Below are 20,719 nucleotides of genomic sequence, written 5' to 3' on the forward strand. Positions count from 1 at the left end.
TGTCCGCCATTATGATGTCGATTTATATGCAACTCACTATTGTTCTGGCATTAAGTCTTTTAACTTATTTAAGGCTGACTCAAAGTCATAACGAGTGATGGACTGACGAATGCTGTGTAGAACATCAATGCTTTCATTACCCTCCATGATGCTTTCAAGCTCTGCTGCAACAATATCCGCATCCAGCCTATTGTTCAATAAATGATCGTACAGCTTATTTAGCAATGTTTGATAGTAGTCTGATGAAATTTTTTGTCGTTTTTTTGTTGCTAACGGTGTTTCACTCGTCAGGCGTGCTTGCCGATCTTTATGAGATCGAATGGGCAGTAGAACACGTTCCAGCTCTTCTGCAAGTTGATTGAGCGCCTGTGTGAACTGTTCTTCTGATTGCTGGCAAGCATTTTCCAACTCGGCCGCTTTGTGCATTAAATCGGTCATTCCAATATTGCCGGCATTACCCTTTAAGGTATGTAACATGCGCAAGGCGTCTTCTTTATCACTCTCTTTATATAGTTCACTAAACTGTTTAACAAAGAGAGATTGAGAGTCATAAAAACGCAACAGTAAGCGCCAAAAAAAGTTGATGTCATATTGTGTTATTGCAAGCCCAACTGTTAGGTCAATACCCACTAGTTTTCCTAAGTCACGTTGTTCCTCAGGTGTAAGAGACTGTTGATAGAGTGTGGGGGCTGATGGAGCTTGTTGGACAGACGTTGGCTTTGGTTTGATCCATTTCTGCAATGTCTCAAACATAACATTGACTTGAATTGGCTTGGAAATATGGTCATTCATGCCACACTGAATCACTTTTTCTTCATCTCCTGCAAGCGCGTTAGCTGTCATGGAGATGATAGGTAAATCATGATACTTAGAGTCTTGCCGAATGATTCTCGTGGCGGTATATCCATCCATGACAGGCATTTGGCAATCCATAAGAATACCATCATAGGTATTGTCTTTAAGTTTATCGAGCGCTTCTTGGCCATTTTGGGCCGTGTCTACGATAAGGCCATTAGTAGACAGTAGTTCTTGTGCCAGTTCCAAATTCAGTAAGTTATCTTCGACCAATAATATGTGTGCACCGACCAAGGATTGAGTGTTCGTTTTAGGAAGTAAGGTGTGTTTTATTGGTACCGCGTATTCCAAGTGCGAGGATTGAATAATGGCATCAAACAACGAAGAAGGCGTGACTGGCTTGGTTAAGAAACCTGAAATGTTGACGTCTTTACTGGCTCGCCGTGCGTCGTCTAAACCGTAAGCGGTGACCATCAAAATGGTTGGGAAATCTTTGTCGCCTTGATGTTTTTCGAGTAGCGCTCGGCAGGTTTCTACACCGTCCATATCGGGCATTTTCCAATCAACCAATACTAACGAGAAAGGGTCCTCAGTTTGGTTTTCAGTAATCAGGCTTAATGCTTCTTTGCCACTGCTGGCGGTGGTGGCTCTTAGGCCAAAGTTATCAATAATATGACACAAGATATCCCGTGATGAACTATTGTCATCAACAATAAGCACTCGATGTGACAGCGGCAAATTAGGTAACTTTTCAGATTGAATCTTGCTCTGTTCAAACGCCACGGTGAAGTGGAAAGTACTGCCTTCATTCACTGTACTTTCTACCCAAATATTACCATCCATTAAGTCGATGATTTTTTTCGAAATGGCGAGCCCTAAGCCTGTGCCACCAAACTTACGAGTAGTTGATGAGTCGGCCTGAGAAAAAGACTGGAAGAGTCTGGTTTGCTGTTCTGCTGAAATACCAATACCTGAGTCTTTGACACTGAAGTGAAGTTCAATCAGGTCACCTTTTTGCTTGAAAACATGCGCAGAAATAATGATTTCACCTTGCTCTGTAAACTTAATGGCATTGTTACCTAGGTTAAGTAAAACCTGTCTAAGTCTTAAGGGGTCACCCATTAAATGTGGTGGTACATTAGGGGAAATATCGAACAAGAGTTCGATGGACTTTTCATCGGCTTTTAGCGCCAGTATGTTTGCGGCATCACCAAATACATTATTAATATTGAAGTCGATTTTTTCGATGGTGAGCATACCTGCTTCGACTTTAGAAAAATCGAGAATGTCATTGATGATGCCAAGTAATGACTCGGCAGAATAACTGACCTTTTCAATATAGCTGCGTTGTTTTTTATTCAAGTCGGTTAACAACGCAAGATGAGACATACCAATGATGGCGTTCATTGGTGTGCGGATTTCATGGCTCATATTGGCGAGAAAATCACTTTTAGCTCGGTTTGCTTGCTCGGCGGCGTCTTTCGCGACTTCTAGTTCATTAGTGCGGTTTTTGACTTCGATTTCGAGCTGTTCTCGGTGTGCTTTGAGGGCGTTTTCAGCTTGTTTACGCTGACGAATATTATGCCAAGTACAGAGTGTTGCGGGATGGTTGGCAATCATAATACTTGCCATGGTAACTTCTGCGATCAGAGGTTGGCCGGTAGCGTCAGACAGCAGCCACTCAAAACGATGATAACCTTCTTGCTCTACTTGTCTAAGAACATTTTCAAGAGCGGTGGAAGAGTTATAACCATTGGCTTGAGTGGGTGGGCTGAGTTCTTCCATGGTTTTTTGTTTGATGTCCCGCTCTTGGGTGAACCTCATTTGTTCAACGGCGGCCTTGTTACACTCCACAACTTTATGGCCTGAAAGTATCCATACAGGGTCAGGAGATAATTCGAACATGGAGCGGAAACGGTTCTCACTGTCGACCAAATCTGCTAGTTGTTTTTTAACTCGACGAGATACAATCCAAGACAAAATCAGCAATGCCAAGACACCCATCAGTACCTTTGACGACATTTTTTTAGTGAAATCATCAAGACGTGTTTCTACTTCGTAGTTGGTTTTTTTTGACTGGGACTGAACGCGTTCACCAATGGAATCCAACATCTTAGGTAAGTCTTGAAAAGCGCTGTAGAAGCGTTTGTCTAAACGTTCTCGGTCACTTTCAATTTGTAGTTGATCGATACGCATCTGGTACAAACTCAAGCCAGAAGGAACAATGATGTCCCTTTGTTGATTCACATAATAGCGATCACCAAACATCTCGTTCGCCAGTTTTTGAGTTAGCGATGTTATTTTTTTTGAGGCGCCACTAAAGTCTTTTTCTAACAAAACCGGCAGACGGTTTAGGCTTTCTAATATCGGTTTCACACCATTGTCTTTGATGTCTCTTAGATTGTCTCTGTCGGCCTCGGTTAGCATGAAGTTAATCAGTACTCTCAAGTCAGAAAGGCTCAGGATAATTTGACGTATTTGCGAGTTTAGACGTTGATTTCCAAAGTTACTGTACTCTAATGCTAGCTTTGCTTTTTGGTCGCCGGTGCTGTTGTTGTAGCGATATAGAATAACGGCTTCACTAAGGTGTATTTTACCTTCCACATCATTAAGCAAATCGCGAATTACTTGTAATGTCGCTAGGGTATCTTCTTTGTAGTTGTCATTTGGGTAACTTTGTTTAAAGATGCTGCGTTGTTGGCTCCAGACTTGAATATCTACAGTGAGTTGCAGTATTTGATTAAGTCCTCTATTAAGCGCTGCAGACAAAAATCTAAAATCAATATCTTTTTCTCCCGCTTTTTCCAGTGACTTTATGGCAGCATCGATGCGGTCTATTTGTTCTGCTGGTGGATAAACTGCGGCATAGTCTTCTTTCAGTACTTGGCGTAGTCGATATTGATGCGAGGGTAAAAGTTCTCTTAGTTCGGACGATGCAAATAGCAGCTCGTCTTGGGATGTTCTTGCGTCGTTGTAAGTGACTTTTAAGTCGGTCAGCGCAGTTGAGAGCATGATGGAGAAAGCGATTGTCATGGTAAGTGCCACAAACGTAAGCAGCCAGACTAAGGACCGGATACTAGATTTTGGCATTTTCATGGACACTTTCATTACGTATGACACCTACTCTAAGAGATTCGCGTAATCGAGATACAATTTTGACGCAGCGGAAAAAGGAATTGAAACCAGCTGCCCTACTTTCAACTGTGTTAACCATACGGAATGGCTTGCTTGATGCTCTTGGGGTGAGAGCATAAGCGGTACGCCAAGACCTATATCGAATTCCCCTAATGACTCAAGGGCATCAATGATTTTTTCGCGGCTTGTCGGTAATTCATTCGAAAATGGTTTGGTGAAGATTCGAGCCGCGATATAGCCTTCAAAGCTTAGTGGGTTTAGTTTAGCTTGTGGTGAATATTTAGCCATATCTTCACGGAAATCGATCGCTACAGGCAATGCTTTATCTCTAAATGAAGGCACCACCTGGGTGACTAGGATTCTGGCTGGTATGTCCTGTAACTGCTCCACAAATAAGCGACTGCCCATAAAGGAGATACCAACAAACAAGGGGTCTAGGCCATATTCTCGTGTTAATCGAATAAATTTGGCACTGGGGCCAGCGCTGCCAATCATGAAAATAACTTTGGGTGTGGGATTACGAATCAGTAAGTCTGCAACGGCGTGCTCTACCGCTAGAGTGTTGCGTGAGTATTCCATTTGAAATAGATCGTATTTTGGATCTATGTTGTGCTTTTCAATCAATTTATTAAGGTGCTTACGTCCCGTGCTGCCAAACATATCTTGTTGGTTAAAGAGTGCTATATCGTCTGGCGTCAAGTTTAGCTCGGCAGCGAGGGCATCAAAAACGGCAGCTAGTTCTTCTTCATAGCTAGCCCGATAGTTAATTAAGTAACGGTCGGGAGTAATAGGGCGAATAACAGAAGAGCCTGTGACAGGTGCAAATAGAAGCGTCTTATTTTCTAGGGCAATGGGCGCACTGACGGCGACAGTGGGGGTTCCTATATTGCCAAATAACACATCAACGAAACTTTCTTCAATCAGGGCTCTAACATTAGAGGCCACTTTTCTAGGCTCGTAAGCATCGTCCATGGCCATTAGCTGAACCGTGTGACCTGTTTCACTCTTGAAGCGAGAAAAAGCAGCGCGTGCGCCTGCGCTAAAGTCTTCTCCCATTGATGCGTTATCCCCTGAGAAAGCGCCACTCATTCCTACCTTCATAATCTGCGCAGATTGGCTCGTGCTTGCAGCGCTTAGGTTGGCAAGAACAAGCAGAAAAGAAAAGACGACAAAGCGCGATAAAACCATTGGTTTTTAGTTCTCCGTTGAAGGAAATATAACGACAGAAAATAGACTTAGATTAAGTGTTTAACGACTCTCGCTTGAGTGTAGAGCGTTTTCTAGGAAAGATGGGAAAGTATTTATATAGAAATTGTCTTGATTTGTTACTGATGTGCAACTTATTGCAATATAACGCTCATCAAAAGGGAGTTAGGGCTCATCTGCTTGATGAGCGTTATATCATTGAAAGGCTAGCGCCACTGCGCAAGGCGAGCCATTTGTAAATGACGCTCTTGCTCTGCCTGATCAACCGTGATCGGCGTAAACTGAATAATATCTCCTGGCTTTTGCTGTGCCAGAATGCTGCCACCAATACGTGTTACGCAGCCTATTTTTGGATAGCCACCTATGGTTTGCCTGTCTTGCAGCAAGACAATCGGTTGGCCATCTTTAGGCACTTGAATCGCACCATAAGCGATACCTTCAGAGATAATGCCTTTCAGGGTACTGTGAATTTCTTGTCCTTCTAAACGGTAACCCATGCGGTCTGAGTTTGACGATACAGTGTAATCGCTAGAGAAAAAGTTTGCCCGTTCCAAAGAGGAAAAAGATTGGTATTGGTAACCTAAAATCACAGGGATTTCTCTGTTGCCATAATTCGGAATCGCCAAGCGTGGTACGGATCGTTTTTCATGATCAGAACAAGCTTGATAGACCAACATGTCCCCTTTTTTCAGCTTGTCGCCTTTGCCGGTTAACCCGCCAACCTTTTCGCGTACGACGGTCGCAACACTGCCTAATATGGGGTCGCAAAGGAAACCACCTTTTACGGCAAGATAAGCACGCAAGCCCCAGACCGGCTGGTGGAAGGCCAGAATGTCGCCTTTTTTAATGGCGTAAGTTTGCCAAGGCGTGATGCTTCTATCGTTTAGTGTCGCTCCAAGATCCGCGCCAGTAATGGCGATGCTGGTGTCTGCTTGGGCTTCCAGAGTCAACATGCCAAAGGTGATTTCGACTTGAGGGCTGTTGTCTTTGTTATCTAGTAATGCGTTACCCCAGCGAAAGGCAACTTCGTCCATTGGCCCCCCCGTGGTTAACCCAATAGACTGATGACCATGACGACCCAAATCTTGAACCAGTGCCAATAAACCGGGTTTAATTACTTTAAAAGCCATCTAGCTGACCTCCTTGTACCAAGAACTCATCTCGAGAAATCGGCTCGAATCGAACCGAGTCCCCCATGGCGATCAGTGCGAGATTTTCACTTCCCCAATCAATTAAATTGACAGGCGTTCGGCCAATAATTTGCCAACCACCCGGCGTAACACTGGGATAAACTGCGGTTTGATTTTCTGCCAATGCCACACTACCAACCGGTACTTTTAGGCGTGGAGTGGTTTTTCTTGGAACATGAAGTTCATCGGGCGTATTCCCCAAAAAAGCAAACCCCGGCGTAAACCCAATGGCATAGGCGCGATAGGTTGTTTCACTATGACGCTGAATTATTTCGCTGATGCTCAAATGACAGTGCTTGGCAACGTCTTCGATATCAGGCCCGACTTCTTTACCGTAATAAACAGGAATCACCACTTCGCGCTGATCTTTGACTGAAAAGTCATTAGGATCAATGGCTTCTATGGTCTGGCGAATGGTTTTAAAAATAGCAAAGCGGTCATAATGGTCGTCATCAAACACCACCAATAGGGTGGTGTAGGATGGCACCAAATCAACAATGCCTTCTAGTTTTACTAAGTATTGTGTTACTTGAGCAATGTAGTTGGACGTAGCTTCGCTAATCACCCGACTAAAGGTTAATAAGCAGGCCTGATTACTGACCATTTCTATATTTGGAAGATTTTCACCGCTCATGATTTATTTCGCATTTGTCTGATTTTGTCGATCAACCAATGTACGGATGCGCGTTACGGCATCTACAGCATGAGCGCCATCGCCATGCACACAAATGGTATCTGCATGGATGGCCAGTTGCTTGCCTGAGCTGGTCGTTAATGTGCCTGTTTCGCATAATTGTTCGACTTGCTTTTCGATCAAATCAAAGCTGGCGTGAACGGCATTTGGTTCTTTACGGGGCGTGAGTCGACCTTCGTCTGTGTATAAGCGATCAGAGAAAGCTTCAAACCAAACGTTGAGACCGTATTTCTTGGCCATCTTCTTAATCTCAGGGGCTTCTGGCACGGCCATCACCATTAATGTCAATGTAGCGTCTAGTTCGCTTACTGCTTGCATCACTGTGTCTAACACAGCGAAATCTGCCATCATGGTGTTGTACAAAGCGCCATGAGGTTTGACGTAATCCACATGGGTGTTTTGGCTTTCGCAGATGCCTTTTAACGCGCCAATTTGATATTGAATCAACGCTTTTAATTCAGCGGGAGCAATATCCATATTACGACGACCGAAGCCAACCAAATCCGGATAAGCTGGATGCGCGCCAATGGTGACATTGTGCTGTTTTGCTAAGGCAACGGTCTTTGCCATGGTCAATGGGTCGGAAGCGTGAAAGCCGCAAGCGATGTTTGCTTGATCAACAAATGGCATGATTTGATCGTCTAAGCCCATTTGCCAAGTGCCGAACGCTTCGCCCATATCACAATTTAATTTCATTTTTGAATCCTTAAGCCTGTTCACTGTTAAGCGCTTAGTTTTGAGACATGGTTGTTGGTAAATAGGTCACAATTTCAGGAAAGATACTAATTAACAGAATGGCCACGCCAATAAGTAAAAAGAACGGTAAGGCAGCTTTTGCTACATACAAAATGTTCTTCCCTGTCAGGGCCTGAATCACAAAGAGGTTGAAGCCAACGGGTGGGGTGATTTGCGACATTTCCACCACTAATACAATGAAAATACCAAACCACAACAGGTCAATATTCGCTGCTTGTACCATAGGTAAGATGACCGCAACGGTCAGCACGACTACAGAAATACCATCTAAGAAACAGCCTAAAATCACGAATAACACGGTGAGGTATAGGATCAATTCCATAGGTGACAAAGACATGCCCGAAATCCACAAAGCCAAGGCTTTAGGTATGCCCAAGAAGCCCATTGCCAATGTTAGAAAGTGCGCGCCGATCAAGATGAAACCAATCATACAAGAACTTTTTACGGCACCTAATAAGCTGTCCATAAAGCTATGACGACTTAATGAGCCTGTGAGTGCAGCAAGCACCAAAGCGCCCGCTACGCCCAAAGCCGCGGCTTCTGTTGGCGTCGTAATACCGCCGTAAATAGAACCTAAAACAAAGCCAATTAAACCCATGACAGGCAATAGTTTGCGCAAGCCTTTAATGCGTGCCGACCAGCTAGTTTCATGGCCTGTTGTTTTAGGTAATTCGTCTTTATGTAGGTGTCCCCAGATCATGGTGAAGCCCATAAACAAAGATACAAGTAATAACCCCGGCAAAGCGCCAGCGATAAACAAGCGTGCGATAGACACTTCTGCCGCCACACCATAAACAATCAAAATAATCGATGGTGGAATTAACAGCCCCAATGTTCCAGAGCCTGCTAAGGTGCCGATGGCCATACGATCGCTGTAACCTTGTTTGCGAAGTTCAGGCAAGGTCATGCGCCCTATTGTCGCAGCGGTGGCTGCAGAAGAGCCCGATACCGCAGCAAAAATGCCACAACTAAGAATATTTACATGCAGCAATTTACCCGGAACGCCACCTAACCAAGGCGACAGACCTTTGAATAAATCCTCAGATAAGCGCGTACGAAACAGCACCTCCCCCATCCAAATGAACAATGGCAAAGCGGTCAGTGACCACGCAGTACTTGCCCCCCAGCTTGAGGTCGCAAAAAGCAAATCCACTTGATAGTTTTCAGAAAGAATTAAGCCCAAACCACCAATGGCGATTAGGGTAAAAGACACCCAAACACCCAGTGACAAAAGGGCAAGCATGGCAAATGCCAACAGGATAGAAATCCACATCATATCCATTAGATTTCCTCCAAAGACAGGGCGTCTTCTTGTTCACTGTAAGTAGGTTGTTTACCACCAAGTACTGAGATTAATGCATCCAAAATAGCTAGGTTGAGTGCGATGACACCAATGGCAACTGGCAGTTGAGGTATCCAAAGTGGCACAGGAATGTAGCCATATGACACTTCTTCATAAATATAGGACTCGTAAACCATGTAACAGCAGGCATAGGATAAATAGCTCAATAACGCTAAGGACAGTATTAGAATCGCGCCTTCTTGAATCTTGCGAGGTACCGGAGAAAATCGTTGAATCAGCAAGGTGACTCGAATATGGCCGCCTTCACGGAAGGTATAAGCCAATCCAAGAAAGGTCGATGCCGCAAGTGCATAGCCTGCGAAGTCTTCTGCAGAGGGGACAATAAAACCGAATAAACGACCGACGATTTGTGCTAATAAAAGCGAGGTAATAATAACGATACACAAACCGGACAGCAGGCCAGAGCAGAGGTAAAGTTTTTCTTTTAATTGGCTCATAGTGTTCACTTTTTGCTTGGAAGACACCGCCTAAACCTATCTTATGGTAATGGTTAGAAGTAGGCGGTGTTAGGAGGACACTTATATCTAATTGTTTTAATTAGATAGACTTAATCATTAGTTTTGGTAGCGAGTTAGGATTTCACCAATCTCTTTTGGTGCTTCTGCTTTCCACTCTTCTGTCATTGTTTTACCGATGGCTTTTAATTCTTCAACTAACTGAGAAGACGGGTCTGATACCATCATGCCGTTTTCAACCAAGGTAGCTTTGTCCTTCGCCGCGCGTGCTGCAATTTGAGTCCAACCAGCTGCCTCAGCGTGCTTGGCAGCGTCTAGTACGATTTGTTGAGTGGCTTTATCCAAACGACGGAATGAGCGCTTGTTGACCACCACAATGTTTTTTGGAATCCATGCTTTTACATCTGTGTAGTGATTCACATAATCCCAAGCTTGACTATCAACACCTGTTGACGGTGATGTAATCATGGCTTGAATGATACCAGTGCTAAAAGCTTGAGGAATGTCTGGGGTTTGGATCGTCATTGGCGTGGTGTTCATCAAATCAGCAAGACGAGATTGCGTTGGGCTATAAGCGCGCATTTTCTGGCCTTTTAGGTCTGACAAAGTGTTCACTGCATCTTTGCTGTAAAGGCTCTGCGCTGGCCATGCAACAGTGTAAAGCAACATCATGCCGTCTTTATCAAGTTCTTTAGCAATAGATGGCTTAGCTGCTTCCCACAATTTTTTAGCATCTTCAAAAGACGTGGCCAAGAACGGAATATTATCGTGCTTGTAGATCGGGTTTTCATTACCCAAAATCCCCAAGAACATTTCGCCCATTTGTACCTGCCCCGTTTTTACTGCACGTGGAATTTCAGGGTGTTTTACCAAAGAGCCACCAGAGTGAACAGTAATTTCAAGGTCGCTATTGTCTTGGACCTCTTTCGCAAAGGTATAAGCGATTTGCGTTTGCAGGTTGCCATCACCGTAAGGCGTTGGCATATGCCATTTTTCAGCAAAACTGGCTGTAGAGGTCAGACCGCCAAGAGCGATGCCGCTAACAATTAATGCATTGGATAACTTTGACATAGTAATCGTTCCTATTTTAAGTGTGGTTGTGTGTTTCTTATTATTAATAGCGCGATATTTTTATCTGCGCAGAGCTTCTCAGGTGTTCTTTGTAAGGCTAAAGAACAGCAAGATCGGTATCTAAAATATCTGTCACCAGCATTTTTCCTGGTGAATGGGTAATGCAAATCGGTGGTTTTGCGTTACGAATGGCCACCTGTGGTGTGACGCCACAAGCCCAGAATACGGGTACCTCTCCCTCTTTAACGCTGACTGCATCGCCGTAATCAGGCTTGCTTAAATCTGCGATACCAATCTCTTGTGGAGAACCAAAATGTAATGGCGCGCCATGAGCTTTTGGGAAACGTGTGGTGATTTGAATCGCTCGGATCGCATCTTTTGGTACATAAGGGCGCATTGTCATGACTGTGTTACCGAAAAAACGACCGGCTGGTACAGTAGCAATGTTGGTTTCATACATAGAAACATTAACGTCTTCTTCAATATTTCTTGGTGTAAGACCTGCCTGTGACAAAGCATGTTCAAAAGAAAAAGAACACCCTAGGACAAAAGCCACCATGTCGTCTTGCCATAGTTCTTCAATATCTGTACGGTTTTCGACTTTTTCGCCATTGCGGTAAACATAGTATTCTGGAATGTCGTGGCGCATATCGATGTCGTGGCCAAGCTCTGGCATTGTGAAATCGCCAACTTCAGAAACATCGATCAAAGGGCAGGATATTGGGTTCTTCTGGCAGTAAAGCAAAAAATCACTTGCCCAATCTGCAGGTAAAATAACCACGTTGCCTTGCATCGCCCCTTGTACCAAACCGCTCGTAGGGCCAGTGTGCGCTTTACTACGAATTGCTTGACGCAAATCATATGCTTTTTGCAGTAATGGTGACTGAGCTGGTTTCATGGAGGTTTTCCTTATTCTTGCCACAATCTATAGACCAAGAGTAGATCTTGCCTACCATAAAAGTCTAATCATGTTTTTTTGGGTTATTTGATAAAAAATATTTATTAGGTCGTTTGTAATGAGCATTATACCTTTGACGGAACAGACCAAGGAGGGTAGTTTTCCAGAGCAATGAATACCTAATAGTGAGCGAATCTATGACGCAATCCAAACTATCGAATTTTGCTTGGCAGGACCGAGATCTTATCGCCAAGTGGAAGAGTGCTTTAGAGGTTATTGATACAAAAGGCCAGTCAGTTTTTACTGAGCTGTTTGATTATATTGAGCCTCAGCCAGGGCCATTGAATGGAGCGATTATTTCGATTAAAGACCTGTTTCAAGTACAAGGCTATAACACGCAAGCTGGATCTGTATTTATTAATCAACAACTTGCCGACCAAGATGCTGCCGCTGTGGCTCAGTTAAGAGAAGCCGGAGCGAGCTTTTTGGGTCATACCAATATGACAGAACTTGCCTATTCTGGGGTGGGACTAAATCCTCATTACGGTACACCGGATAATCCGATTAATGCAGGTCACATTACCGGAGGATCAACCAGTGGCGGCGCTGCCTCGATCGCTTTGGGTGTGGCGGACGCGGCACTTGGTACAGACACAGGCGGTTCATTGCGTATACCGGCGGCGTTTTGTGGTTTAACAGGCTTTAAACCCTCACAACAAACTGTTTCCAGAGAAGGCTGTTTACCCTTGTCAGATTCACTTGATTCAATTGGTCCAATAGCTAAAACAGTAGAAGAGTGTGAATTACTGTGGCAGGTGTTATCTGGTACGACACCTTTAACTGATTGCAAAAGAAGCCAAGACATAGAAACGCTACGTATTGTCATACCGAGCAACTTTGGTTTGAACGATTTGGATGCGCAGGTTGAACAAGGTTTTGCCGAGCAATTGGCTCGTCTTGAGGCTGCTGACGTGGTGGTTGAACGATGTTTTATTGATGCGCTGGAAAACTATAAAACCTTACCTGTTTGGCAGTTTTCCGCCTTTGAAAGTTGGTCGTTTTATAGCAAGAATTACGATCTGGACAAAGCGAATATTGACCCACGAGTGGCCTCTCGTATCGCCCGTGCGAAAACCATTAGTGCTGAGAGTTTTCAGCAGACTCAAGCGGCTCGACAGGCGTTTATTAAGCGAATGTCAGAAGAGGAACCTAATACGGTTTTCTTGTTACCAACGGTGGCTGTGGTCGCACCTAAGTTGTCTGATTTAGAACAAGATTCCGAATACGATCGTCTAAACTTATTGTGCTTGCGCAATACGTCGTTAGCCAATGTATTAAACGGTTGTAGTATTTCCTTACCATTCAACTTCCAACAAGAGTCAATGGGGCTAATGTTGACCGCTGGCAACGGTAAAGATCAGGCGATATTGGATCTTGCCAAAAGGTTGCAGTCTATTTTAAGAGACTAATTACTGAGCTTGCTTTTTACTGTATTCCTGAGCGGAGACCACAGCAATATTCGTTGCTACTTCAGCAATGGGGTTAAATGGCTCGTCCGAATAAGAGGCGGTGAATGTGAGGTCATTAGGCGTCCAGACTGCTCTAATCTTTCGTAGGGATCCCGCCTCTAGTTCTTTAGTAATCATGATGTTCGGTAGGGTGGAAATCCCTACGGCGTCAATGGCTAAGCTACGGCAAGCAGCCAAGGATGTCGATGCAAAAAAGTGTGCTGGAGGCCCATCGAGCTCGCGGAATTTTTGATTGATTTCCACATAAGGTTTGGTGGCCCGAGCGTAAGTGATAATGGGCCACTTGGCTAATTCTTCTAAATACAATAATCGATCAGGCAGGTCTAAATGTGGACTTGCTACCCAAGAAAGAGAAAACGTACAGAGTTCGCGGTTAACAATATTTGGTTCTGAAATCGGCCCCATCAAAAGCCCTAAATCCAATGACCTGTCTTTTATACCATTGGCCAAATTGCTGGTGATATCGACGGTCATTTCCACATCAAGATTGGGCATGTCTTTGTTGAGCCGTGAAAGGAAATCCGGTAACCAAGTGTTTACTATGGTTTCTGAAACCCCCAAACGCAGCACACCTGAATATGCAGTAGAAAGCCCCGCGCGCTTTTTAAGTTGCTCGGTCTGGTAAAGAATTTTTTCTACATAAGGGAGTAATTCTTTGCCTTTTGAGGTCAGCATAATCGGGCTGGAGCCGCCTTCTCGTTCGAATAGTTTGACGCCTAATTCTTCTTCTAATCCTGATATCCGAGCTGAAATCGCTGGTTGCGTGGTATGGAGGCGCTCGGCGGCTTTACGAAAGCTTCCTAAAGAGGCAACCCAAACAAAAGTTTCAAGACGTTTATAGTTCACGTTATTGCGACCTCTAGTGTAATAAGTAGACAAAAAAGCAAGGATTGTCCAAAAGAGTATAAGGCTGGCAATGTTTCGGCAATCTTTTCGTTAAGTCTTACTCGGAGTAATAGGAGTGGCATAAAGCTTGCGGTATGCTGTAAACAATTTTATAGGACCATTTAAGATATGAACAAATTAATTAAGTTATTGCTTAAAGGGTTAGTGGCGGTGTTACCGATTGGTATAACCGTGTCTCTAATCTATTGGCTGTTAGCGACGGGTGAAGCGATTGCTCAACCATTGCTATTACTATTGATTCCAGAATCACTTTATTTCCCGGGGTTAGGCTTGATCGCGAGCTTGTCCATGCTGGTTCTGACTGGCTTCTTGGTGAATTTATACGGCTTTCGCTATCTGGTTAAAATTAGCCAGAATATTTTCGAGCGCATCCCGTTAGTAAAGTCCATTTACGGTGCGATTAAAGACATGATGATGGTCTTCAATTTGGCGGAAAAGAAGGAAATGAAAAGCGTTGTGTCGATTGAATGGAACGGCGCGCAAGTGATTGGTTTTGTTACCGGTGAGCAAACTGGACAGCAGCTCTTTGGCGAGCAAGACTTAGTCGGCGTTTATGTACCGTTAAGTTATCAGATTGGTGGCATGACGCTTTATATATCCCGTGACCGTTTGACTGAGTTGGATATTGGCGTAGAAGAAGCCATGCGTCTGGCCTTGACCGCAGGTGTGCAGAGTAAACCTAAGGCTGAATGATTTAAAGTTTGTATTTCACTAGAAATCATTGGGGCGTGAGTCAAAATTCTTTATCATACACTTCTTTTTTAGTAACTCTTTGAAGTGATGTTGGTAAGTATGCAAGAAGCGGCGCAAACGCAGAAAACAGTTATTGTTGTTGGAGCAGGCCCTGCAGGCCTGATGGCAGCAGAAGGGATCTGTGCCGCTGGCTATCAGGTTCATGTATACGATGCGAAGCCCAGTGCGTGCCGTAAGTTTTTATTAGCCGGTGTGGGAGGCATGAACATTACCCATTCCGAAGCGTATCCAGACTTTATTCAACGCTATTATGATAAAGCCGAGTGGCTTAATACCTCAATTAGTCAATTCAATGCTGATGCCTTATGCGAATGGATTCATGACTTAGGTATAGAAACCTTTGTTGGCACATCTGGCCGAGTTTTCCCCAAAGACATGAAAGCGGCTCCGTTATTACGTAGCTGGTTAAAGCGTTTACGTGATGCTGGTGTGCAGTTTCATATGCGCCACAAAATGACGAACTTGTCAGCCAATGAAGTGGTGTTTGAGTATGTTGGTGAACGTGTGACGGCAAAGGCCGATGCGGTTGTATTGGCAATGGGCGGTGCAAGCTGGCCAAAGCTTGGCTCTGACGGCGCTTGGTTTTCTGTGTTGACGAATAATGGCGTTGATGTGGCTCCCCTACAAAGCGCTAATTGCGGTTTTTACAGTGAGTGGAGTGAGCATTTAAAAACAAAATTTGCCGGGAACCCTCTTAAAGACGTTGCATTTTCTTTTACCTTGGCAGATGGGCAAGTGGTGACGAAAAAGGGTGAGTGCATTGTTACCCAAGATGGCATGGAAGGCAGCCTGATATATGCGTTTTCTAAATACCTTCGAGATGGCATTAACGACTCAGGCCAATCGTCTTTGTTGATGGACTTCCTGCCACTGCAAAGTGAAGAGCAAGTCATCAAAAAACTGCGTAATACCAAGCCGAAAGAATCCTTTAGCAAATATTTGAAACGCACCTTGAGTATCACAGGTGTGAAGGCGGTGTTGCTGCATGAGTCTTTTCCTAAAGAAGCCTTCCAAACGCCAGAGACTTTAGCTCGATGCTTAAAAGCTGTGCCTGTTAGTTTTTATAAAACTAAGCCAATAGAGGAAGTTATTTCGAGTGCGGGTGGTGTGTGCGAAAACAGTGTGAATGAGTCGCTTATGCTACATGCTATGCCCGGTGTGTTTTGTGCCGGCGAAATGCTGGATTGGGAAGCGCCAACAGGCGGCTACCTATTAACGGCGTGCTTTGCGACAGGTCATTTAGTCGCCAAAGGCGTGGATGAATTCCTGTCCTGAGTAGAAGATATAACCCCCTCAGTCTGAATACATAAAAAACGCCCAATGTTGCCATTGGGCGTTTTAATCTTAACGATTATTGAAGCTTTCTATTTTGGTAACACAATACATCCGTATATGAGAATGATTCGGTTATCTTAACGAAATATTAGTTAGACGCTTGTTGGTTTGGCATGCCGAAGCTGTACTGTACACCAACAGAAGTCACGTTATCTAAATGGTTGTCCTCAATGTCTTTCACTAGACGGAAGTCTGCACGAAGATCCACATCGCTGTTGATCGCGTATTTCACACCGCCACCCGCGTTAACTAGTAGGTTATTTGAGTCGCCATCAACATCTGTCATACCAACGCCTGCAGCAACATATGGCGTTAGATTGACGGTCGTAAATTCTGGAAGGCTATAGAGGCCATCGACTCGGTATTGATCTAGATCGTTGTTGCGTCCGCGTTTACTGGCATCTGAATGAAGGTAAACCGCTTCTAGAGCCAATGGGCTGTTTGTTTGATAGCCGACACCAATGGAGTAAGAGGTGTCATTTCCTGCTTGTCTATCGCTGTCCGTGTTGTAGTAACCGATGCTTGGCGTTACGGTAAAACCTGGTTTTGGTGTTTCTGCATATGCCATGGTAGCGAGTGATGAAGCTATTAGGACACCGCTAAAAAGAGTGCGTTTTTTAAAAGATGTAGACATATTATTTCTCCTAATGAACATAATGTTTTGTTGTTCACTATCTAGATTACGCTGATTTTCCCCCCTGAAAACCCCATCTCAATTGCGCAAAAAATAGGACATGAACACCTGCTGCCCAATCATGACGCAAGCTTTACTTAAGTGGTGATATTCAAGCAATACGATGGTCAAAATGTGTTCGAAAGGGTGTAGGAAATGCGCTGCTTATTACAGTAAGTTTTCACTTAAAAAATGCCAAAAAGTAATTGTGGCCTGACTATGAAGAAGTCCGTTACAAAGCCATAAAATAAGCAAAAAAACGCCCAATACAGAGTATTGGGCGCAAGTTGATAGTTAGCAGATAGTAACAGCGAGATGATTAGGCTTCGCTGGTGGAGATAATCGCAACAATACGGCGGTTCGCTTCACGGTGCTCTTCCGTATCGTTTTCGACAAAAGGTCGTTCTTCGCCATAACCGATGGCATCGACACGAGATTCGTCAACCTGAAACGTGTTGATTAGTACATCGGCAACGGATTGAGCGCGTTTTTCTGAAACGGTTTGGTTGTAGTTTGCCGCACCTGTATCGTCAGTATGACCTTCAATAACCACTGTGCTGCCAGGGTTCTCTTGAAGGAATACCGCTATTTTTTCAATATCCGGATAAAACTTCTGCTCAACAGTGGTTTTGTTAAGACCAAATTGAATGTTTATTTTTTCCGGGGGTAGAGTTTCTACAACGGTTTGTTGAGCCGGCTCTTCCATCATAGGGGCTTCTGTCATCGATTCTTCCTGAATCATTTCTTCCGGTTGCTCTGATATTTCTTCAGTCATCGGCTCGGCTTCTATTGGCTCGGCTTGCTGAACTGGCTCAGGCTCCACTTGAGTATAGGTTTGTTCGACAGGCGTATAGCTATCATTGCTAGAAGATGATTGCTTAGATGGGCCGCCAAATGTCATTTGCACACCCAAAGAGGTCACATTATCAAGATGATGATCTTCCACATCATTTACCAAACGGAAGTCTGCTCGTAGTGAAACCGTATCATTGACTGCGTATTTCAAACCACCACCGGCATTGACTTGAATATTGTCATGGCCTGTATCGTTACTAAAATCTGTGGTGCCAACACCTGCAGCTAAATAAGGGGTGAGATCTACGCTGTTTAGGGTCGGTAAATGATAGAGGCCGTCTAGACGGTATTGATCTACATCGACATTATTCCCTGCCTGCTTACTGTCGGCGTTTAGGTAAACAAATTCTACAGCCCATGGATTGTTAAATTGATATCCCAAACCTAAGGAATAGGCTTTGTCATCCTTAATATCTCGGTCGCTATCCATGTTGTAGTAGCCAATACTTGGCGTAATTGTGAATCCTTCTTGTTGTTGTGCAAGCGCCAATGTGGACAGTGAAGACGCTGCAATAATACTGCTGAGAAGCGTGCGTTTTGCGATGTTATAAGACATTTTTTTATCTCCTGATAAATTGCTATGTTGGTTGTTCTTTTTCCAGAATAGCGCGTTTATCGGGGCTTCAAAATTGACATAAAAGTGACCTTAAGCCCTTATGTAATAAGGGCTCTCGCAATAATGACGAGGATTTTACGTTATAGGCATTTTCAACACGGATGAAGAGGTCCATGAGCGTTTAAAAGCGTAGAAAAGGAGATATTCATTACACGAGATTTTCAAATTGAAAAAGAAGAAATGAGGTATCAGGCGTGTGTTGATACCTCATGTAAAGACAAGAACAGGTTAATCGTGCATTAATGACTGATGAGCGCCACCACCGGCCATTACACCAGCAGCCGAGGCTAAGGTAGCATTGTGCATTGGGCTGGCGGCATCGCCAGCCGCAAAGACACCTTCTACTGACGTTTGTTTCATTGCATTGGTTTTGATCACAAGACCAAGAGGGCCTTCTTCAAACTCACAGCCTAACTGTTCTGCAAATGGGCTTGTCATATGAGTCTTGGGGGCAACAAAGAGTGCCGCAATACGAATTGCCCTACCGTCAGCAAGGTACACCGTGGATATTTCAGGTGTTCGTCCAAGTACTTCAACTATCGGTGTGTTTTCAATGGTAACGCCACGTTTTTTCAGGAAGGCGCTTTGCTCTTCGTCCGGCTCGTAGAGACCCTGAGTAAAATAAGTAGTTGGGCCCCAGTCAGGGATCATCCCTGCTTGATGAATGGATATAGGGCTGGTGGCAAGAACGCCAAGTGGCTGGTTACGAACTTCATAGCCATGACAATAAGGGCAGTGAATGACGGTTGCCCCCCAGCGTTCTTTTAGGCCAGGGATGTCTGGAATCTCATCTTTTAATCCAGTTGCCAAAATGAGCTTCTTACTGGTCAATATGCTTTTGTCTGCAAGCGTAACGCTGAATCCTTCAGTGTGCTTTTCGACGCTTGTCGCTTTGCCTTCCACAATACTGGCGGTTGGGTATTTTAGTAACTGTCGATAAGCCTCTTGCTGAATGGCAAATGGCGACACGCCATCCAAGCCGAAAAATCCATGAGATTCATCTGCGAAACGATTTCTGGGTTCGCCTGCGTCGATGACAGTAACGGTTCTTTGTCCTCTTACGAGCTGCATGGCAGCGGAAAGCCCAGCAAAGCTTCCACCAATTACGATAACGTCGAGTTGCATTGGTTGTTCCTCATTTTTATCAAGAATAAATATTTATGAAACATCATAAGTTACATGAAACACCAAAGTCAACTCACGATACTTTTAATGTTTCATGATAAACTGAGTTAGAATGCAAAGATCGTTATTCACCATGAGATTGCTGATGAGAAAAGACAGCCGTTTATCCCGTATGCTGCATGTACTGATTCACATGGATCAGTTAGATGCGCCTGCCACGTCTGAAAAAATTGCTAAGATGCTTAATACCAATCCCGTTGTGGTGCGCCGCACCATGGCTGGTTTGCGAGACAAAGGCTATGTCACCTCTGTTAAAGGTCACGGTGGTGGTTGGTCATTAGCAATGGCGTTATCAGACATCACCTTGTTAGACATTCATAATGCCATGGGCGACAGTTCAGTATTTACCATTGGATTGTCTGATGAACACACATCTTGTCCGATTGAAATCGCAGTTAACCAAGCGATTAGTGACGTATTGATTGAAGCAGAAGCGTTATTGTTAGAGCGTTTTCGGGATGTGACATTGGACAAGTTAGCGGTCGGTTTTGCGGATTATCCGCTGAACCAACAAACCTCTAGCGGAGAGTAAAAACGTGGTTCGTTCTCAACGTTTGCTTGCTCTCATTGCTTTACTGCGCAGTCATCGATATCCGGTATCAGGCCAGACCTTAGCTGACAAGCTGGAGGTGAGTGTACGAACCTTGTATCGAGACATTGCGACTCTGCAAGAACAGGGGGCAAATATCCAAGGTGAAGCGGGCGTGGGTTACGTACTCAAGCCTGGTTTTCTACTGCCGCCATTAATGTTCACCGAGGAAGAAATAGAAGCTTTGGTTCTTGGCGCTCGTTGGGTGTCTCAACGCACTGACAACCAATTAAGCGACGGCGCACAAAATGCCTTGAACAAAATTGCAGCGGTATTGCCTATAGAGTTAAAAGACATGCTCGACGATACGACTTTGCTGATCGGTCCGAGTAAAGAGATGACCACAGATACGGTGGATATGGGCGACGTTCGCCAAGCGATTCGAGATGAAAAGGTTCTCTCCATTGATTATCGAGATTTAAAAGGCAAGCAGTCTCAGCGTCGAATCTGGCCATTTGCCTTGGGGTATTTTGATGAGGTTCGGGTGTTAGTGGCTTGGTGTGAATTGCGCCAAGACATTCGTAATTTTCGGACGGATAGAATTTTCTCTTGTGAGTTAATAAACACGCGTTACGCAACGCCTCGTCATGTATTGCTTAAACAATGGCGTGCGACATTGAGTAATAAACCTTCCTAATTCATTTACTACTGACAAGATCTGACACTCCGCTTATTTATTCTCACTTTATCGGGCCAAAGCCTGATGAGAAGTACT

The 20,719-nt window shown here is 44.3% G+C and carries 18 protein-coding genes; 5 read left to right on the top strand and 13 right to left on the bottom strand.

Going from position 1 to position 20,719, the window contains the following annotated elements:
* Positions 1–36 precede the first annotated feature (36 nt).
* The 9 genes from JSY38_RS10520 to JSY38_RS10560 all read right to left on the bottom strand — a co-directional run bounded on the left by JSY38_RS10520 (position 37) and on the right by JSY38_RS10560 (position 11,563).
* The gene (locus JSY38_RS10520; protein ID WP_205113196.1) at positions 37–3,828 is read right to left on the bottom strand and encodes a response regulator; all 3,792 of its coding nucleotides are present in this window, start codon (positions 3,826–3,828) and stop codon (positions 37–39) included.
* 87 nt (positions 3,829–3,915) lie between these two features.
* Complete coding sequence (locus JSY38_RS10525) at positions 3,916–5,118, bottom strand: ABC transporter substrate-binding protein (RefSeq protein WP_205113197.1); 1,203 nt, start codon at positions 5,116–5,118, stop codon at positions 3,916–3,918.
* 224 nt (positions 5,119–5,342) lie between these two features.
* Positions 5,343–6,266: a 5-oxoprolinase subunit C family protein gene (locus JSY38_RS10530; protein WP_205113198.1), complete on the bottom strand. Its 924-nt coding sequence runs from the start codon at positions 6,264–6,266 to the stop codon at positions 5,343–5,345.
* Positions 6,256–6,960, bottom strand: a complete 705-nt coding sequence (gene pxpB, locus JSY38_RS10535) for a 5-oxoprolinase subunit PxpB (RefSeq protein ID WP_205113199.1) — start codon at positions 6,958–6,960, stop codon at positions 6,256–6,258. The genes JSY38_RS10530 and pxpB overlap by 11 nt, the downstream gene beginning before the upstream one ends.
* A 3-nt stretch (positions 6,961–6,963) precedes the next feature.
* Positions 6,964–7,716 (bottom strand): 5-oxoprolinase subunit PxpA, encoded by a 753-nt coding sequence (locus tag JSY38_RS10540; RefSeq protein WP_114413348.1) that lies wholly within the window; start codon positions 7,714–7,716, stop codon positions 6,964–6,966.
* A 34-nt stretch (positions 7,717–7,750) separates the two neighbouring features.
* Positions 7,751–9,058 carry a TRAP transporter large permease gene (locus JSY38_RS10545; RefSeq protein ID WP_114413347.1) on the bottom strand — a complete coding sequence of 436 codons (1,308 nt, stop codon included), beginning with the start codon at positions 9,056–9,058 and terminating at the stop codon, positions 7,751–7,753.
* The gene (locus tag JSY38_RS10550) at positions 9,058–9,576 is read right to left on the bottom strand and encodes a TRAP transporter small permease (RefSeq protein ID WP_114413346.1); all 519 of its coding nucleotides are present in this window, start codon (positions 9,574–9,576) and stop codon (positions 9,058–9,060) included. Before JSY38_RS10550 ends, JSY38_RS10545 begins: the two co-directional genes overlap by 1 nt.
* A 117-nt stretch (positions 9,577–9,693) precedes the next feature.
* Positions 9,694–10,665 (bottom strand): TRAP transporter substrate-binding protein, encoded by a 972-nt coding sequence (locus tag JSY38_RS10555; RefSeq protein ID WP_114413345.1) that lies wholly within the window; start codon positions 10,663–10,665, stop codon positions 9,694–9,696.
* A 97-nt stretch (positions 10,666–10,762) separates the two neighbouring features.
* On the bottom strand, positions 10,763–11,563 hold the full coding sequence (locus JSY38_RS10560; protein ID WP_205113200.1) for a putative hydro-lyase: 801 nt from the start codon (positions 11,561–11,563) through the stop codon (positions 10,763–10,765).
* Between the two features lie 197 nt (positions 11,564–11,760).
* On the opposite strand from JSY38_RS10560, the gene JSY38_RS10565 reads away from it, so the two are divergent.
* On the top strand, positions 11,761–13,032 hold the full coding sequence (locus JSY38_RS10565) for an amidase family protein (RefSeq protein ID WP_205113201.1): 1,272 nt from the start codon (positions 11,761–11,763) through the stop codon (positions 13,030–13,032).
* Here JSY38_RS10565 and JSY38_RS10570 read toward each other — a convergent pair whose 3' ends face one another.
* Positions 13,033–13,938, bottom strand: coding sequence for a LysR family transcriptional regulator (locus JSY38_RS10570; RefSeq protein ID WP_114413343.1), 906 nt, complete (start codon positions 13,936–13,938; stop codon positions 13,033–13,035).
* 168 nt (positions 13,939–14,106) lie between these two features.
* Here JSY38_RS10570 and JSY38_RS10575 point away from each other — a divergent pair, with 168 nt between their 5' ends.
* Positions 14,107–14,691, top strand: a complete 585-nt coding sequence (locus JSY38_RS10575) for a DUF502 domain-containing protein (RefSeq protein ID WP_114413342.1) — start codon at positions 14,107–14,109, stop codon at positions 14,689–14,691.
* 99 nt (positions 14,692–14,790) lie between these two features.
* The gene (locus tag JSY38_RS10580; RefSeq protein ID WP_205113202.1) at positions 14,791–16,026 is read left to right on the top strand and encodes a TIGR03862 family flavoprotein; all 1,236 of its coding nucleotides are present in this window, start codon (positions 14,791–14,793) and stop codon (positions 16,024–16,026) included.
* A 148-nt stretch (positions 16,027–16,174) separates the two neighbouring features.
* On the opposite strand, the gene JSY38_RS10585 is transcribed toward JSY38_RS10580, so the two are convergent.
* From JSY38_RS10585 to JSY38_RS10595, 3 genes are all read right to left on the bottom strand, one after another.
* Complete coding sequence (locus JSY38_RS10585; RefSeq protein WP_114413339.1) at positions 16,175–16,720, bottom strand: porin family protein; 546 nt, start codon at positions 16,718–16,720, stop codon at positions 16,175–16,177.
* A gap of 358 nt (positions 16,721–17,078) precedes the next feature.
* Complete coding sequence (locus tag JSY38_RS10590; protein WP_205113203.1) at positions 17,079–18,170, bottom strand: OmpA family protein; 1,092 nt, start codon at positions 18,168–18,170, stop codon at positions 17,079–17,081.
* A 288-nt stretch (positions 18,171–18,458) separates the two neighbouring features.
* Positions 18,459–19,355, bottom strand: a complete 897-nt coding sequence (locus JSY38_RS10595) for an NAD(P)/FAD-dependent oxidoreductase (protein WP_114413337.1) — start codon at positions 19,353–19,355, stop codon at positions 18,459–18,461.
* 112 nt (positions 19,356–19,467) lie between these two features.
* Between JSY38_RS10595 and JSY38_RS10600 the strand changes: the two genes are divergently transcribed.
* Positions 19,468–19,947, top strand: coding sequence for an Rrf2 family transcriptional regulator (locus tag JSY38_RS10600; RefSeq protein WP_239543943.1), 480 nt, complete (start codon positions 19,468–19,470; stop codon positions 19,945–19,947).
* 4 nt (positions 19,948–19,951) lie between these two features.
* Positions 19,952–20,641: a helix-turn-helix transcriptional regulator gene (locus tag JSY38_RS10605; protein WP_205113204.1), complete on the top strand. Its 690-nt coding sequence runs from the start codon at positions 19,952–19,954 to the stop codon at positions 20,639–20,641.
* Positions 20,642–20,719: the final 78 nt, after the last annotated feature.

Source organism: Marinomonas foliarum (genome assembly GCF_016906065.1).
Lineage (GTDB): Bacteria > Pseudomonadota > Gammaproteobacteria > Pseudomonadales > Marinomonadaceae > Marinomonas > Marinomonas foliarum.